The sequence below is a fragment of the Nostoc sp. ATCC 53789 genome (genome assembly GCF_009873495.1).
GTDB lineage: Bacteria > Cyanobacteriota > Cyanobacteriia > Cyanobacteriales > Nostocaceae > Nostoc > Nostoc muscorum_A.
The window spans coordinates 6,804,542-6,820,346 of the sequence record NZ_CP046703.1 but is presented as its reverse complement, the minus strand read 5'-3'; the positions used below and the strand labels follow the sequence as shown (position 1 = coordinate 6,820,346).

Annotated in this window: 12 protein-coding genes and 1 other RNA gene; 9 read left to right on the top strand and 4 right to left on the bottom strand. The window is 42.5% G+C overall.

All coding sequences use genetic code 11. The annotated features are described in order from the left end of the window. Positions 1–61: 61 nt before the first annotated feature. Positions 62–718: a pentapeptide repeat-containing protein gene (locus GJB62_RS28240; RefSeq protein ID WP_114080858.1), complete on the top strand. Its 657-nt coding sequence runs from the start codon at positions 62–64 to the stop codon at positions 716–718. Between the two features lie 83 nt (positions 719–801). Here GJB62_RS28240 and GJB62_RS28235 read toward each other — a convergent pair whose 3' ends face one another. The 3 genes from GJB62_RS28235 to fraC form a co-directional block, all read right to left on the bottom strand. Continuing rightward, positions 802–1,581, bottom strand: a complete 780-nt coding sequence (locus tag GJB62_RS28235) for an ABC transporter permease (RefSeq protein ID WP_114080857.1) — start codon at positions 1,579–1,581, stop codon at positions 802–804. A gap of 86 nt (positions 1,582–1,667) precedes the next feature. Continuing rightward, positions 1,668–2,675: a septal junction protein FraD gene (fraD, locus tag GJB62_RS28230; RefSeq protein WP_114080856.1), complete on the bottom strand. Its 1,008-nt coding sequence runs from the start codon at positions 2,673–2,675 to the stop codon at positions 1,668–1,670. A 56-nt stretch (positions 2,676–2,731) separates the two neighbouring features. Then, on the bottom strand, positions 2,732–3,277 hold the full coding sequence (gene fraC / locus GJB62_RS28225) for a filament integrity protein FraC (RefSeq protein ID WP_114080855.1): 546 nt from the start codon (positions 3,275–3,277) through the stop codon (positions 2,732–2,734). Between the two features lie 387 nt (positions 3,278–3,664). On the opposite strand from fraC, the gene GJB62_RS28220 reads away from it, so the two are divergent. Beyond that, entirely contained in the window at positions 3,665–4,801 is a 1,137-nt protein-coding gene (locus tag GJB62_RS28220) for a cob(I)yrinic acid a,c-diamide adenosyltransferase (RefSeq protein WP_114080854.1), read from the top strand. 241 nt (positions 4,802–5,042) lie between these two features. On the opposite strand, the gene GJB62_RS28215 is transcribed toward GJB62_RS28220, so the two are convergent. Further along, on the bottom strand, positions 5,043–6,125 hold the full coding sequence (locus GJB62_RS28215; protein WP_114080852.1) for an MraY family glycosyltransferase: 1,083 nt from the start codon (positions 6,123–6,125) through the stop codon (positions 5,043–5,045). 158 nt (positions 6,126–6,283) lie between these two features. Between GJB62_RS28215 and groL the strand changes: the two genes are divergently transcribed. The 7 genes from groL to GJB62_RS28180 all read left to right on the top strand — a co-directional run bounded on the left by groL (position 6,284) and on the right by GJB62_RS28180 (position 15,799). Then, positions 6,284–7,984 (top strand): chaperonin GroEL, encoded by a 1,701-nt coding sequence (groL, locus tag GJB62_RS28210; protein WP_114080851.1) that lies wholly within the window; start codon positions 6,284–6,286, stop codon positions 7,982–7,984. A 420-nt stretch (positions 7,985–8,404) separates the two neighbouring features. Further along, on the top strand, positions 8,405–9,547 hold the full coding sequence (gene corA / locus GJB62_RS28205) for a magnesium/cobalt transporter CorA (protein ID WP_114080850.1): 1,143 nt from the start codon (positions 8,405–8,407) through the stop codon (positions 9,545–9,547). Positions 9,548–9,611: 64 nt separating this feature from the next. Then, entirely contained in the window at positions 9,612–10,310 is a 699-nt protein-coding gene (locus GJB62_RS28200; protein ID WP_114080849.1) for a hypothetical protein, read from the top strand. 46 nt (positions 10,311–10,356) lie between these two features. Next, positions 10,357–10,780, top strand: an RNA gene (rnpB, locus tag GJB62_RS28195) — RNase P RNA component class A. 78 nt (positions 10,781–10,858) lie between these two features. After that, positions 10,859–11,578 carry a ribonuclease III gene (gene rnc, locus GJB62_RS28190; RefSeq protein ID WP_114080848.1) on the top strand — a complete coding sequence of 240 codons (720 nt, stop codon included), beginning with the start codon at positions 10,859–10,861 and terminating at the stop codon, positions 11,576–11,578. A 123-nt stretch (positions 11,579–11,701) separates the two neighbouring features. Further along, a complete protein-coding gene (locus GJB62_RS28185) occupies positions 11,702–12,814 on the top strand; it encodes a Gfo/Idh/MocA family oxidoreductase (protein ID WP_181852800.1) in 1,113 nt (370 codons plus the stop codon). A gap of 498 nt (positions 12,815–13,312) precedes the next feature. Further along, positions 13,313–15,799: a serine protease gene (locus GJB62_RS28180; RefSeq protein ID WP_209271459.1), complete on the top strand. Its 2,487-nt coding sequence runs from the start codon at positions 13,313–13,315 to the stop codon at positions 15,797–15,799. The last annotated feature ends 6 nt before the right edge of the window (positions 15,800–15,805 follow it).

The following is a 15,805-nucleotide window of genomic DNA, read 5'->3' as shown; positions in this document are numbered from 1 at the left end:
TCAATATACGGTAACTATCACACTCGACCTTTGAGATAAATTACACCCAGAGGTGAATACCATGAAAAATTATGCTGATAAGCAGGAATTTATATTAAGTCAAATCACAAACAAGTATTTTCAACGCCGAGATTTCAGTGGATGTGACTTGAGTGGAATTGACCTAAAAGGAATTAATTTAAATGGTGTTAACTTTATAGGAGCAGATTTGAGTCGCGCAAATTTGTGTGGCTGTGTTCTCACTCGTGCTAATTTAAGTGGTGCAAATTTGATGCAAGCTAGCTTACGCGACGCTAATTTGTATGAAGCATCTTTGTGTGAAGCTAATTTGATTAATGCTGATTTAACACGAGCAAATTTGTGCGGAACTTTCTTATGGCGGGCGAAATTTACAGGTAGTAATCTTTGGGGTGCTTCTTTATGCGATGTAGATTTGAGAGAAGCAGACTTAAGTGAAACCAAATTAATTGAAGCATCACTGATTGAAGCTAACTTAGTTAGAGCAAATCTCACAGGAGCAAAGTTATGTGGAGCAAAATTACTAGAAGCTAATTTAGCCGAGGCTAACTTAACTGGTGCAGACTTGACATGGGCAAATTTAACCAAGGCAAACTTGAGTCAAGCGAACCTTTGGGAGACAAACCTGATTTATGCGAGGTTCAGGGATACTATCATGCCTGATGGCACAATTAAGCAACCTCAGATAGTTATTTATTAGTCATTAGTCATTTGTCATTAGTCATTTGTCATTTGTCAGGAGAGGAGAACTTTATGTTTGCTCCAATTCCCAATTCCCAAATACTAAAATTCACGTTGTGAGAAAATAAAAATAGCGATCGCTAATAACAGGGCACTATAAAGTAAACCATAGCCAGCATTTGTAATCAGTGCAGTTGTGTCAGGTAGTGCTTGCAGACCATAAACGGCATCATTTTTTAAATCTAATCGAGATAAATCTGGCAAAATCAGAAACAAACCTTGAGTGAGAAGTTCTATACCAGGGTTACGACTCAAACGGCCTAGTTGGACTAAATCTTGAGTAATATTTCCGATTAAATATACCGCAAAGGTTAAAACAGTCGCTAGAAGAGAAGCAGTAAAAACACTGAAGGTAATAGCTATAGCGGTGATTAATGACAACTGCAATACTAAGAAAATTGCAGCAATTAAAATACTCGCCGTTGGATGAGGAATGTTAGCAAATTGCAGAAATATCAGATAAATTACCGTCATCGTGGCGACAAGTACAGCTATTACTGCGGATAAACCTAAGTATTTGCCGACGATAATTTCGCTGCGACTGACAGGTTTCGCAATTAACACCAAAATAGTGCGTTTTTCAATTTCTTTATTAACTAGTCCTGTACCAATAAATATCGTCACAATTAACCCGATGGCATTCATCGCCGCCATCCCGAAGTCTAAAAACATCTTGTCTTCAGTCGTAGCTGCAAATTCAGGAAGGACGCGAAAGGCAGCAGCGAGTATAAGTGCATAAAAACCAATAATATATAGGATGCGATCGCGTATCACTTCCTGAAATACATTCTTTGCCAATACAAAAATTCTGTTAATAGTCATTTGTCATTTGTCATTAGTTATTCTCCCCTTGCTCCTCTGCTCCCCTGCTCCTCTGCTCCTCTGCTCCCCTGCTCCCTGCTCTCTTCTCACTGCTGCGGAGGCGGCGATCCGGCAATTAATTTACTGGCGCGATCGCATTCAATTTCTGCAACTGTAATCTTATTACCTGAATTGCTAGTTGCTGCAACTGGTTCAATTCGACAAGATTTTTTCAAGTAATAGCCTCGTAGGTTAGAACTTGGCCCTATCCAAATACTTAATAAATCTAATATATATCCAGACTTAGTATTAGCTACACGCGGTTCAATGCGCCATAAATCCTTCTCTTCATATTTACCCAAGCTTTTTTGAATTACTGCTCTACCTAGAGTTCCTACTCGTTGTTTTGCCTCAAGCAACCATTTCTCTACTTCTGACCAAGGTGTTTGGTTTATTTGTTCTACTACTATTGGTTGAAGTCTTTCTAGAATTACAACACCGTTTTGCGGGATTTTTACTCGTTCTTCTGTTCTGACAACAACGGTACTACGTTTAAAAGTATCTGCTTGCAAACTAGGATATTGTTGAAACCAATGATCCATTACAAAGTAAAACTGAATCCAGCAACTTAGTAGCATACTACTAGCAACTAAAATTATGATTCTTTGGCGGTCTTGTGGCTTAGGAATTCTAGCTTTAGCGTCAGTGTCACTTCCTTCAATAAACTCTGGTATTGCCGTAATTAGTGCTGAAATTGTCGGCCAAAAAACGATTGTTCTTGGTGTAATTACATCCTGTTGATTTCCAAAAGCAAAAACGCTTACTAAGAATCCAGTAATTACTGCCCCAACTGGCATAAAAGTGCCAGGAACTCTCAAAGGATCTTGAGTTGTATACCAAGCTGTGCCGGCAATTAAAAATAACCAACCGAAAAAGGCAATGATATCTTTGATGTAGCCTGTAGCTAAATATGAAAGTACCCAAGAAAAAACACTCAAATAAATAAAGGTCTGCCAAGAATAAGCTTTGGGTGGAACTAATACTTTTCTAATTCCCGCATAAAGCCCTTCCGCAAATTTAAAAATCCCAAATACATCTTTAAGTAGCGTATTCATGTTCCTCCTTCCACCTAATTAACTAATCACTCATCTTCTTTTTAAGTAAAAACTTGCTATTTTGCACTAAATAATAGAATAAGAGTTATAGCACTATAACTCAGGGAATTCGCTATTAGTACAGTAATTATTAAATTATTACTTTGGAATTTCAAGTTGCCAAAAGTCCGCCATCGTCGCCGTTGAGATATTGGTGCTTCTGCTTCCTCTTCTTTTTTAAAAAGTTGCTCATTTAATGATAGTAATAATACTTTTAAAATGAAAAACTTCATCAAGAAAGTAGCAAAGAAAATTATAAAAGCAGTGAATATTAGGAAGGCTTGTGTATTAGGTGATTTAAAGTTATTAAAAAACATATAGTTAATTAATTCTGCTCTCATCTGTATCGGTAACATTGGTTCTGATACAAAAAATATGAACCAACCAATTACACTAGAAAATAAATTGATAGAAATAGCATAAAAAGTACTAGTTTTTTTGTCAAATTTGAGTCGATAGTGCAAAAGATAAGCTTCGATGGGGATGGCAATCAGTACAAATAAAAAGTCAAACAGAATTCCACCAATGGGAAAAATCCTCGGAAGCATCCAATTCTCAGGCATAAATGGTCAAGGGTAAGGTATAGCTGTAGAGAGTATAACTGGGATAGTGAGGGTGATGGGGGAAATTATTACATTGTTCTTGTCCTTTACTATGCTCGTGTGCCAGTAATCCCTGATTGATATTGTTAATACATCAAGCTGATGCTTGTACGGGGACGTTAGACTGACTTGAGTGTGGGGGGTGTGGGGAGTGTGGGGAGAAAGAGGAGGAATTGAATAACTGCACATCAATGAACGCTGCATTGCCTCCCACACCTCCCACACCTCCCACACTCCCCACCCGAACTACACGATACGTGAGAAATTCGGCTAGAGGGCTAGTTTCTCTACCTAAGATTACAAGACGTTAGGTAAGATTAAAGACTGCCACTTATAGCTTTTCGAGAGATGACAAGGAACGGTATCGGTATTCGCACGGCGCAAGTGCGTCAAGAACGGCTCATTGGTCAAATTCACGTCTACGATGGCGTGGGTAAAGGTAAGTCTCAAGCGGCTTTGGGTGTGGTTTTGCGCTCTATTGGGTTGGGGATAAATACGCCTAGCGATTCTAACCGTGTTTTACTGCTGCGCTTTTTAAAGGGACCGGAACGTGATTATGACGAAGATGGAGCGATCGCAGCTTTGCAGCGTGGGTTTCCCCATTTAATAGACCAGGTTCGCACTGGGAGAGCCGAATTTTTTGGCCCAGAAGAAATTACCACCTTTGACCGAAATGAGGCGATGCGGGGTTGGGATGTCGCCAAAGGTGCGATCGCTAGCGGTTTATATTCAGTTGTCGTCTTGGATGAAATTAACCCCGTTCTGGATTTGGGTTTGCTACCAGTAGATGAAGTGGTAAAGACATTAAAATCCAAACCCCAAGAATTAGAAATCATTGCTACCGGACGCGCCGCACCGCCAAAGTTACTCGATATTGCAGATTTGCACTCAGAAATGAAACCTCATCACCATCCCACAGCCAAAGCCCTATTCTTGGAAGGGATTGAAATTTATACTGGTGCTGGTAAAGGTAAGTCTACTAGTGCTTTGGGCAAAGCCTTACAGGCCATTGGTAGGGGAATCAATCATCCAGGGTCTACCCGTGTGTTAATTATGCAGTGGCTTAAAGGTGGTAGCGGCTACACAGAAGATGCTGCGATCGCCGCTTTGCAGCAGTCATATCCAGAAGTGGTGGATCATCAGCGCTGTGGTGGAGATGCGATTGTTTGGCGCAATTCCCGGCAAGAATTAGACTATGTAGAAGCCGAAAGAGGTTGGGAAATCGCAAAAGTTGCGATCGCCTCTGGAATGTATAAAACTATTATTCTCGATGAACTCAATCCTACCGTTGACTTAGAACTACTCCCCGTTGAACCCATTGTTCAAGCTTTGCTCCGCAAACCCCGCGACACCGAAATCATCATCACTGGTCGCTGTCAAAATCAACCAGCATACTTCGACTTGGCTAGCGTTCATTCAGAGGTGTATTGCCACAAACATTATGCAAATCAAGGTGTAGAACTTAAACGGGGGGTAGATTTTTAGATGTTGCATCTGAATTCGTAATGGGCTACGCCCCGCTACGCTAACGTAATTCGTAATTGACGCTCTCTAGGCTTTACGTAATTCGTAACGTTCTCAAGCTTGAATTCTTGGTGCGAACGCTGCACGAACAGACGTTTTTCAATTTTGAATTTTTCAATCCAAAATTGAAAATCTAAAATTTGAATCACACCGAGAAAAAACCAGAGTAGGGCTAGCATTGTAATGCCGACCCTACAAGCAACTAAGGCTGTTGGCGTATTCTTTGCCAGACAGTAAAGCCCAAAAGAATGACAATACTAGTGGCGGTGGTCATCATCACAGCCAAACTCATGCCTTGTATTCGCATTGCCAGCAAGTTGAAAAATAAGGTAATTGACCAAAGCGTGAACGCTGCATGGCGCTGGGAAAGTCCCCAAGCAAGTAAGCGGTGGTGCAGATGATCTTTGCCAGGAGTACTAAGAGGGTTATTTCCTGCTAGTAGCCGCCGTACAAATACTTGGGTGGTGTCTATTACTGGCAACAATAGAAATAAAACCGTGGGAATTAGTGCATAAACTGTGTTTTGTTGCAGTTTGCCTAAAATACTAGTTGCTGCCAGCACATAGCCAAAAAAGTATGCTCCAGCATCACCCATAATAATTCGTGACGGATGGAAATTATGGCGCAAAAAGCCTAATGCAGCTCCTCCTAAAGCTGCAAGTACCAAGATTGCCGCCGCACGATTATTAAATTGGGCTGCAACCCCCAACAAACTCATGGCGGTAATAAAGCTGATTCCTCCTGCCAAACCATCCATACCATCCATCAAGTTGATGGCGTTGGTAATTCCTACTACCCAAAGTACCGTCAGCAACATAGACAGGAACGAGTCGATGGGAGTACCAAATAGCACTCTTACACTGATACCATTAGCTACCAACAACAGCGCCGTGACAATTTGCGCCCACAATCGAATAGAGGGTGGTAAGCCGAACTGATCGTCGATAAAGCCCACCAGGACTAATATCGAACCTCCTAACAGAATAGTGAGCACCTGAGCCAATACGTTTTGGAGTTCGATCGGTCGTAAAAGACTAGCTAATACCAGCGCGGCAATTACACCCGCGTAGATAGCCAGCCCCCCTGCATTGGGTAAAGGTTCGCGATTGAGTCGCCGAGCGTTGGGTTGGTCAGCCCAACCTACCCGTAAGGCGAATTTGCGGACTGTCGGAATTGAACGCCACGTTACAAGCCAAGCCAAAAGAAACGTAAATACTACTGCCAACCAGCCGGTGCCGCTAGGGTCGGCAATGCCAAGGTACTTAAGGGAGTTGTCTAGATTCATCTCCCAATTCAAGCATTACTGCCAGTATCTATAAAGAACATCACCTGTATATTAATCAATTTTTTTTATTTCCATTTGTAACTTGAGCTGATTGAGAGATTAGCACTCTTGCTCTGTGAGTGCTAAATTGTCTAATGGAAGCGCTGGAGAAATAAAACATGGCGAAAATTATTGCATTTGACGAGGAATCGCGGCGAGCTCTAGAAAGGGGTGTTAACGCCCTTGCTGATGCCGTAAAAATCACCTTGGGGCCTAAAGGTCGTAATGTCCTTTTAGAGAAAAAATTTGGCGCACCTCAAATTGTCAACGATGGTATCACTGTTGCCAAGGAAATTGAATTAGAAGATCCTTTGGAAAATACTGGTGCAAGACTCATCCAGGAAGTGGCCTCAAAAACTAAAGATGTTGCTGGGGATGGTACAACCACCGCCACAGTTTTAGCACAAGCCTTGATTCGGGAAGGTTTGAAGAACGTCGCGGCGGGTAGTAACCCAGTTAGCTTGAGACGCGGGATCGACAAAACTATTGAGGCACTGGTACTGGAAATTGCCAAGATAGCCAAGCCAGTAGAAGGAAGTGCGATCGCTCAAGTTGCCACTGTTTCTGCTGGTAACGATGAAGAAGTTGGTCAAATGTTAGCTCAAGCAATGGAAAAAGTCACCAAAGATGGTGTAATTACCGTTGAAGAATCTAAATCCCTGACAACTGAACTAGAAGTAGTTGAAGGGATGCAGATTGACAGGGGTTACATTTCACCTTACTTTGTCACCAACAACGAGCGGCAAATCGTGGAATTTGAAAACGCCCGGATCTTGGTGACAGATAAAAAAATCGGCAGCATCCAAGATTTAGTACCAATTTTGGAAAAAGTCGCCCGTTCTGGTCAACCCTTGCTAATCATCGCTGAAGATGTCGAAGGTGATGCCTTGGCAACTTTGGTAGTGAACAAAGCACGGGGTGTACTAGCCGTGGCTGCCATTAAAGCGCCTGGGTTTGGCGATCGCCGCAAAGCTTTGTTAGAAGATATTGCTATTCTCACCGATGGACAGTTGATTTCGGAAGAAATCGGCTTAAGTTTGGATACCGCTGCTCTAGAAGCACTGGGAACTGCTCGCAAAATCACCATTGACAAAGAAAGCACCACTATTGTAGCTGGCAGTGTCACCAAGCCAGAAGTACAAAAGCGGATTGGTCAAATTCGCAGGCAGTTGGAAGAAACCGATTCTGAATACGATCAAGAAAAACTGCAAGAACGCATCGCCAAGCTCGCTGGCGGTGTGGCAGTGATTAAAGTGGGTGCGGCAACCGAAACCGAACTCAAAGACCGTAAACTGCGGATTGAAGACGCGCTGAACGCTACTAAAGCTGCTGTGGAAGAAGGTATTGTTCCTGGTGGAGGAACAACTCTAATTCACTTAGCTAAGAAGGTACAAGAGATTAAAAAGACCCTACAAAATGACGAAGAAAGAATTGGGGCTGATATTGTCGAACGAGCGCTAGAAGCCCCCTTACGCCAAATAGCAGACAACGCTGGTGCAGAAGGTTCTGTAATCGTCTCAAAAGTCCGGGATAGTGAGTTCAACATTGGCTACAACGCCGCTACTGGCGAATTTGAAGACTTGATCGCGGCTGGTATTATCGACCCTGCCAAAGTCGTGCGTTCAGCTTTGCAAAACGCTGGTTCCATTGCTGGTTTGGTCTTAACCACCGAAGCGATAGTTGTTGAAAAACCAGAGAAGAAATCTGCTGCTGCGGCCCCTGATATGGGCGGCATGGGCGGCATGGGCGGCATGGGCGGCATGGGCGGCATGGGCGGCATGGGTGGCATGGGCGGTATGGGCGGCATGGGCATGTTCTAACTTCTGCTCACCCAGATAAATATTTTTTCAGCAGTTTGTCTTACTAAGGCAAACTGTTTTTTTATACTTACCATTGCTGATTCAGAGCCGATATGTTATCTCTATTGCTGGGAAGTAGCTGGGTATAAATAAAAGTCTTCATCATGGTTATCAGTAATTAGTCATGAATACAACTAACTACTTAAAAAATGCCGATTCCTAAATTCCCAAATCTAAAGAACTGCTTAATTTAAAAATTACAGTCTTTGTATTAATTTTTGTAATATTAATAGCAAAAGCTGAAATAAATAAAAACGCCTAATGGGTTCTGAGTAGGGAATTTTACTTCTTTACTAAGAACTGTGAAAAGAGGAACTTGTTTAATTGCCAATTCCCAATGCCCAATTCATAATTCCCAATTCCCAATGTAGGTAATATTGTATGGTACGAAAACTGCGTCGTCTTCCCAAAATTGTAACTAGGCTATATGAAGATGAATTTTATCACCAACCAGGGACTATACCTGGAACAATTTTTATTGATGAAGATTCTCCGCCACCGATAATTTTCTTGATTGACTATAACCAAACCAATTTCATCCGTGAACAAATAGCAACTCCAGAAGAGTGTGTTCCATATCTGGAGAGGGAATCAATTTCTTGGGTAGACGTACAAGGTTTAGGCAGTCAAGATATATTACAACGATTGGGTCAAGTTTTTGAGTTACATCCTCTCGTTTTAGAAGATATAGTCAATGTACCGGAGCGTCCTAAAACAGAGGATTATGAAGACCAATTACTATTCATTGCCCGGATGGTAGTACCAAAGGAAAGATCGTGTGGTTTTTACAGCGAGCAAGTTAGTTTGATATTAGGGAAAAACTATTTACTGACAGTCCAAGAAGAACCAGAACATGATTGTTTTGAAACGGTGCGATCGCGAATTGAAAAAAACAAGGGTATCATCCGTAAACAAGGAGCAGATTATTTAGCTTACGCCTTGTTAGATGCGATTATTGATGGTTTTTTCCCCGTCCTGGAGCTTTATGGGGAGCGAATCCAAGAGTTGGAAGAGGAAGTAATAGTTAAACCAACCCCGCAAACACTACAAAATATTTATCAAATTAGGCGAGAACTACTGCAATTACGTCGTGCTATCTGGCCCCAGCGAGATGCAATTAATTCCCTAATTCGAGATGCTCCCGATTTAATTAGTGAAGATGTGCGAATCTACTTGCGAGATTGTTATGACCATACAGTGCAAGTGATGGATATGGTAGAAACTTATCGAGAGCTAGCATCTGGATTAATGGATGTGTACCTTTCGGCAGTGAGCAACAAAATGAATGAGATCATGAAGGTGCTAACGATAGTTTCAACAATTTTCATTCCACTGACTTTTGTGGCCGGAATATATGGTATGAATTTCAATACCGAAAAATCGCCATATAATATGCCTGAGTTGGATTGGTATTGGGGCTATCCACTTTGCTTGGCAGTGATGGCAGTGATCGCACTTGGGTTGCTATTCTTTTTTTGGCAACGTGGCTGGTTGCAAAACTCTGTAACAATTAAGCGTAATTAATAATTGCAGATGGACGACGAATCAAATATACATTCATTATTACCGGGAGTTAATATTTTAATTTATGAGGAGTAGCGACCAGAATTTAATAGTTTTGACAGTTTATATTATCGGTGTTTCCTATATTTTTAACCGCATGGTTGAATCCATCGATGATCAAGTTAAGTTTGAGTTTAAAAAAGGAATAGTTGACGAGCAACTCAAAGAACAAAATCTCGATGATAAAATTGGAATTTCCTTTAAACTCAAAGCCTCATACCCAATTGACGATTTGAAAGATTTAGGAATTAGCATTGAAAATAAATCTGATAATGTTGCCCTATACGTTGACTGGGACAACAGTTCTTTAGTAGTTGAACATAGCAAGCAATCGCGTCGCGTCATTCGGAAATCACCAGATTTAACCCGCGACTTAGCAGTACCCCAAAGTCCTAGCTTGATTGCTCCTAAGAAAACACTTTCTGAAACAGTGACAGCAGAAGATGTATTCGAGCGTGATCAAGTAGCTGGAACCTATTCAGCAAAAAAACCACTAATTGATATCAATGGGCTGCAAAAGGGGCAAAAAAAGTTGTACAACGACTTTATTAACAGAAAAAAGGAGTTGGACTTTTCCCTGCAACTGGTACTCAGAGTGTCTGAAGTGCGTTTAGGTCTAGCCCCAGGTCGTGATTTTCCTCCCATTAGCATTATCAATTGTCCTTTCACAGTCAGGAAACTACCTTGGACTTACGCTCTACCTTGGAATAAAAAAAAGCAATAGCAACCATACAGACTATGCCATCCAAGATTACACTGGATCTAAGGAGAGAGTAGACGCAGGCGGTTGCAGATCAGTCATAGTCACTGATTTGAGGAAAGTCCGGGCTCCCGAAAGACCAAACTTGCTGGATAACGTCCAGTGCGAGCGATCGTGAGGATAGTGCCACAGAAAGATACCGCCAGATCAATTAAAAATTAAAAATTAAAAATGTAAAATGAACAATTTTTAATTTTTAATTTTACATTTTTAATTGATCTGGTAAGGGTGCAAAGGTGCGGTAAGAGCGCACCAGCAGTATCGAGAGGTGCTGGCTCGGTAAACCCCGGTTGGGAGCAAGGCGATAGGAACTACGGTTGGTCTTTTACCAGTTCCGCTCAATGAGAGCCGCTAGAGGCGTTTGGTAACAAGCGTCCCAGATAGATAACTGCCCTCGCAAGAGAACAGAACCCGGCTTATGTACTGCTCTTTCCCCTTTTTTTAGTGCTGAGTTTAGGAGTTAGGACTTAGTATTTTTCCCCTTCCCCTTTCCCCCTTCCCCCTTCCCCCTAATGCCTCTTCCCTACCCACGCCGTCAACGGCAACTCGAAAGTTTAGTCCAAAAATTAGGTTTGTCGCGAGAAGCACCTATCAAGTGGGAACTGCTAGATTTAGCGCTAACTCATCCCACTGTTTCTGATTCGGCAAATTATGAACAACTGGAGTTTGTTGGCGATGCAGTGGTGCGGCTGGTGTCGGCTGTTGTATTATGGGAAAATTATCCCGATTGTCCAGTAGGGGATTTTGCGGCAATTCGTTCGGTATTAGTGAGCGATCGCATCCTCGCCCAATTGGCCAGAATTTATGGTTTGGAATTATACTTACTAGTTGCGGGTAGTGCTACAGCTGATAAAGTTGGTCAAGAGTCTCGGCTGGCAGATGCTTTTGAAGCTGTTCTGGGTGCGCTTTATTTAAGTACTCAAAATCTGGAATTGATCCGCTCTTGGCTAGATCCCCACTTCCAAGAACTAACAACAGAAATTCGCCTCGATCCTGCCAGACTTAATTACAAAGCTGCTCTTCAAGAATGGACTCAAGCGCAATTCAAAGTTTTACCAGAATATCGAGTTGTGGAAGTCACTCAACCGCACCATAATCAAGAACGTTTCATGGCTGAAGTGTGGCTGCATGGAAAAAAACTCGGAGAAGGTAAGGGGCGATCGATTAAAACTGCTGAACAAGCCGCAGCTAAGGTAGCTTTTTTAGCAATCCCTAATCCGCAAACACCCTGAGCTTAAAAGACTGGTAATTAGCCGATAATCATTTGGTTGTCAGTGGTCATTTGTCCCTCGTCCTTTGTATACAAATAACTAATGACAAATGACAAATGACAAATGACAGATGACAAATAACTAATGACAAACCAAATTAAAATTGCTGTTATCGGAGTTGGGCGTTGGGGAGTTCATCTGCTGCGGAATTTCTTAGCACATCCGCAAGTAGATGTAGTTGCTGTCGTAGATCCCCATCCAGAACGATTAGCGGCGATAAAACAGCAGTTTAATTTAGATGAAAATGTAGTATTGACAACCCAATGGGAAGATTTAAAGAAAGTGCCAGGGTTGACAGGAGTTGCGATCGCAACTCCAGCTACTACCCACTATGCTTTAATTAAAGACGCTCTCCAAAACGGATACCATGTTTTGGCAGAAAAACCGCTAACTCTCGACCCCGCAGAATGTCGGGAACTTTGCCAGTTAGCAGAGCAGCATCATTTAATACTGATGGTTGACCACACTTATTTATTTCACCCAGCAGTTGAGCAAGGGCAAACTGTAGTACAAGCGGGTAAATTAGGTGATTTACGCTACGGCTACGCGACACGCACCCATTTAGGGCCTGTCCGCCAAGATGTTGATGCGCTCTGGGACTTAGCTATTCACGATATTGCTATCTTTAACGCTTGGCTGGGTCAGATTCCTGTGAAAGTACAAGCAACGGGTACGGTGTGGCTACAGGGAGCAGGGGAGCATACTTCGACTGCGCTCAGTAACCAGGGGAGTAGGGGAGCAGAGGGGAAGAAAGATACAAATCCTTCTCTGCCTCAAGGTTTGGCTGATTTAGTATGGCTAACACTGACATACCCAGATGGCTTTCAAGCTTATATTCACTTGTGCTGGCTGAATCCTGATAAGCAGCGACGGCTGGGGATTGTAGGTAGCCTTGGTAGTTTGATTTTTGATGAAATGTCGCGATCGTCACCTCTAACGCTGCTACATGGGGAGTTTGAACAGCAGGGCAATCATTTTATTCCGGTAAATCAAAAGCAGGTGGTGCTGGAATTAGAACCGGGTGAACCATTGGGGCGAGTTTGCTCTTGTTTTGTTGACTCTATCCTCAACAATACTCCCTCAGAGGTTTCGTCTGGCTGGGTAGGCACACAGTTAGTAGAAATTCTTGCTGCACTAACGCTATCTCTTGAGCAAGGCGGCCAACCTGTTTTTCTGAACAACTGCTCTCAAGTCTAATTTTCCGTTAAATAAAACTTATCCAAAGTTTCCTCTAATACACCTTTAGAGGTTGTTTGAAAAGTGTTTCGCTGTGACTTTAGGCACTTTTAGATCCCCCTAAATCCCCCTTAAAAAGGGGGACTTTGATTCTGGTTCCCCCCTTTTTTAAGGGGGGTTAGGGGGGATCTAAAACTATTTGATACCGACAAAAGGACTTTTCAAACATCCTCTTATACTACAGTCTACGAAGCTCCGAGGTTCATTAACGAAGTTCAAAGACTCGTTCACGAAGCTTTGAGGTTCATTAACGGAGTTCAAAGACTCATTCACGAAGCTCCGAGGTTCATTAACGGAGTTCAAAGGCTCATTCACGGAGTTCAAAGACTCGTTCACGAAGCTCTGAGGTTCATTCACGGAGTTCAAAGACTCATTCACGAGTATTTATCAAAAATTCATCCGGTTTTTAGCGATTTTCGGGCAAGTCCTGATAAAATCAGCTAACGTATGAGCATGATTATGCACAACCGTATATTTACTACTCTATTTTTAACTCTATTTCTGGCTACCACACCCCAGTTTGTAGTTGCTCAAAACAATATTGAACAGCTATTTAAACAAGGCGACGCTGCCGAAGTGGTGGGTAATAACTCCCAAGCAGAGACAATTTGGCGTAAAGTTTTACAGGTTGAACCAAATAATGGCAAAGCTTATAACAATTTGGGTAATGCTTTGCGGCGACAGGGAAAACTAGAGGAAGCCTTAGCAGCGCACCAGAAAGCATTACAACTCAATCCTAATGATGCCGAAGCTTACGTTGGTATAGGAAATGTGCTAAATGCTCAAGGTAAATTAGAAGAGGCGATCGCATCTCACCAGAAAGCCTTACAACTCAACCCTAACTTAGCTACTGCTTACAACGGTCTGGGCAATGTGCTGAGTAACCAGAAGAAATTAGATGCTGCGGTTGCCGCCTACCAAAAAGCGATTCAACTAGATCCTAAATATACTTTTGCTTACAACAATCTCGCTATTGCCCTGAAAGATCAGAATAAATTAGATGCTGCTATTGCCGCCTTCCAAAAAGCAATTCAACTCAACCCCAACTATGCCACTGCTTACTACAATCTCGGCAATGCCCTGAGTGAGCAGAAGAAATTGGATGCAGCAGTCGCCGCCTATGAAGAAGCAATTCAACTCAACCCTAGCAATGCTGATGCTTACAACAATCTCGGCAATGCCCTGAGTGAGCAGAAGAAATTAGATGCAGCAGTTGCCGCCTACGAAAAAGCGATTCAACTCGACCCTAGCAATGCTGATGCTTACTACAATCTCGGATCTGTCCTGAGTGAGCAGAAGAAATTAGATGCAGCAGTTGCCGCTTACCAAAAAGCAATTCAACTCAATCCCAACTATGCCACTGCTTACAACAATCTCGGCAATGCCCTGAGTGAGCAGAAGAAATTAGATGCCGCAGTTGCCGCCTACCAAAAAGCAATTCAACTCAATCCCAACTATGCCACTGCTTACAACAATCTCGGTTTTGCCCTGTATGAGCAGAAGAAATTAGATGCCGCAGTTGCCGCCTACCAAAAAGCAATTCAATTCAATCCCAACGATGCCAATGCTTACAACGGTCTTGGCAATGCGCTCAGTTACCAGAAGAAATTAGATGCCGCAGTTGCCGCCTACCAAAAAGCAATTCAACTTGACCATAACTTAGCTGATGCTTACAACGGTCTTGGCAGTGCGCTCAGTTACCAGAAGAAATTAGATGCCGCAGTTGTCGTCTACCAAAAAGCAATTCAACTTAACCCCAACTATGCCACTGCTTACTACAATCTCGGCAATGCCCTAAGTGACCAGAAAAAATTAGATGCCGCAGTTGTCGTCTACCAAAAAGCAATTCAACTCAAACCCAACTATGCCACTGCTTACAACAATCTCGGCATTGCCCTGAGTAACCAGAATAAATTAGATGCAGGGGTTGCCGCCTTCCAAAAAGTAATTCAACTCAACCCCAACTATGCCACTGCTTACAACAATCTCGGCAATGCGCTGAGGGAGCAGAAGAAATTAGATGCCGCAGTTGCCGCCTACAAAAAAGCCCTAAAATTGCCAGAAGATAATTCTATAACCTTAGGCAGCGCTCATACTCTAGCTAATAATGGTTTGGGTTTAGTATTCCAACAGCAAGGAAAGCTTAAAGAAGCCATTCAACAGTTTGACAAAGCAGAGGAGATTGACTCCACTTTAGATGCAATTAATAACGATAGAGAAAGATTTGTCTATGCCAGCAACAACAATAGAGAAGCACGGCGCTTATGGACAGAGCAACAGAATAAACTAGCCAATGTAGAAGATGATCGCCAATGGTTGCCTAAAAATGATCCAACTGTATTTATTAAACGTTCTGTGGTACGCATCACTGCCGAGTTTTTTAACAGCGATCGCCAAGGAACAGAGATCGGCACTGGTGTCATAATTAAGCGAGAAGGCGATCGCACTTTAATCCTCACCAATCGTCATGTCATTTTTGATGGCTATGACCAGGGTAAAAATATTCAAATTGAATTTTTCAGTTCACCGCCACGCGACCGAGTGCGAATGCGGCGAGATGCCAAGCTGTTTAAAATGACTTCCACAGACGAACAACTAGATTTAGCCGTTTTGGAAGTTATTGCTAATCTGCCAGAAGATATCCAGCCTTTACCCATCTCCTCAAATGCGATCGCCCCGAAAATGCCTATTCGGATTATCGGTCATTCTGCTCAAAGGGGTGAAGATAAATCTTGGTCTATGGAATCAGGACAAATCAGCTATCAAAACCAGCAATTAGAAATATCTCAAGCTGCACTCAAACCCGGTTATTCTGGCAGTCCTGTGCTTGACTCACAAAATAAACTTTTAGGTATTGTCTTTGCCCGAAAAAAAGGTGCAGACCGAGATTTCGCTTATCCCATGTCTGAGATTCAAAAACAACTGCTTACTTGGAGCATTCCTTAAACAAGC

What these genes read in the sequence shown, in the direction of transcription:
- GJB62_RS28240 (WP_114080858.1), top strand. Translation starts at nt 62, where the DNA reads ATGAAAAATTATGCTGATAAGCAGGAATTTATATTAAGTCAAATCACA.
- GJB62_RS28235 (WP_114080857.1), bottom strand. Translation starts at nt 1,581, where the DNA reads ATGACTATTAACAGAATTTTTGTATTGGCAAAGAATGTATTTCAGGAA.
- fraD (WP_114080856.1), bottom strand. Translation starts at nt 2,675, where the DNA reads ATGAATACGCTACTTAAAGATGTATTTGGGATTTTTAAATTTGCGGAA.
- fraC (WP_114080855.1), bottom strand. Translation starts at nt 3,277, where the DNA reads ATGCCTGAGAATTGGATGCTTCCGAGGATTTTTCCCATTGGTGGAATT.
- GJB62_RS28220 (WP_114080854.1), top strand. Translation starts at nt 3,665, where the DNA reads ATGACAAGGAACGGTATCGGTATTCGCACGGCGCAAGTGCGTCAAGAA.
- GJB62_RS28215 (WP_114080852.1), bottom strand. Translation starts at nt 6,125, where the DNA reads ATGAATCTAGACAACTCCCTTAAGTACCTTGGCATTGCCGACCCTAGC.
- groL (WP_114080851.1), top strand. Translation starts at nt 6,284, where the DNA reads ATGGCGAAAATTATTGCATTTGACGAGGAATCGCGGCGAGCTCTAGAA.
- corA (WP_114080850.1), top strand. Translation starts at nt 8,405, where the DNA reads ATGGTACGAAAACTGCGTCGTCTTCCCAAAATTGTAACTAGGCTATAT.
- GJB62_RS28200 (WP_114080849.1), top strand. Translation starts at nt 9,612, where the DNA reads ATGAGGAGTAGCGACCAGAATTTAATAGTTTTGACAGTTTATATTATC.
- rnc (WP_114080848.1), top strand. Translation starts at nt 10,859, where the DNA reads ATGCCTCTTCCCTACCCACGCCGTCAACGGCAACTCGAAAGTTTAGTC.
- GJB62_RS28185 (WP_181852800.1), top strand. Translation starts at nt 11,702, where the DNA reads ATGACAAACCAAATTAAAATTGCTGTTATCGGAGTTGGGCGTTGGGGA.
- GJB62_RS28180 (WP_209271459.1), top strand. Translation starts at nt 13,313, where the DNA reads ATGCACAACCGTATATTTACTACTCTATTTTTAACTCTATTTCTGGCT.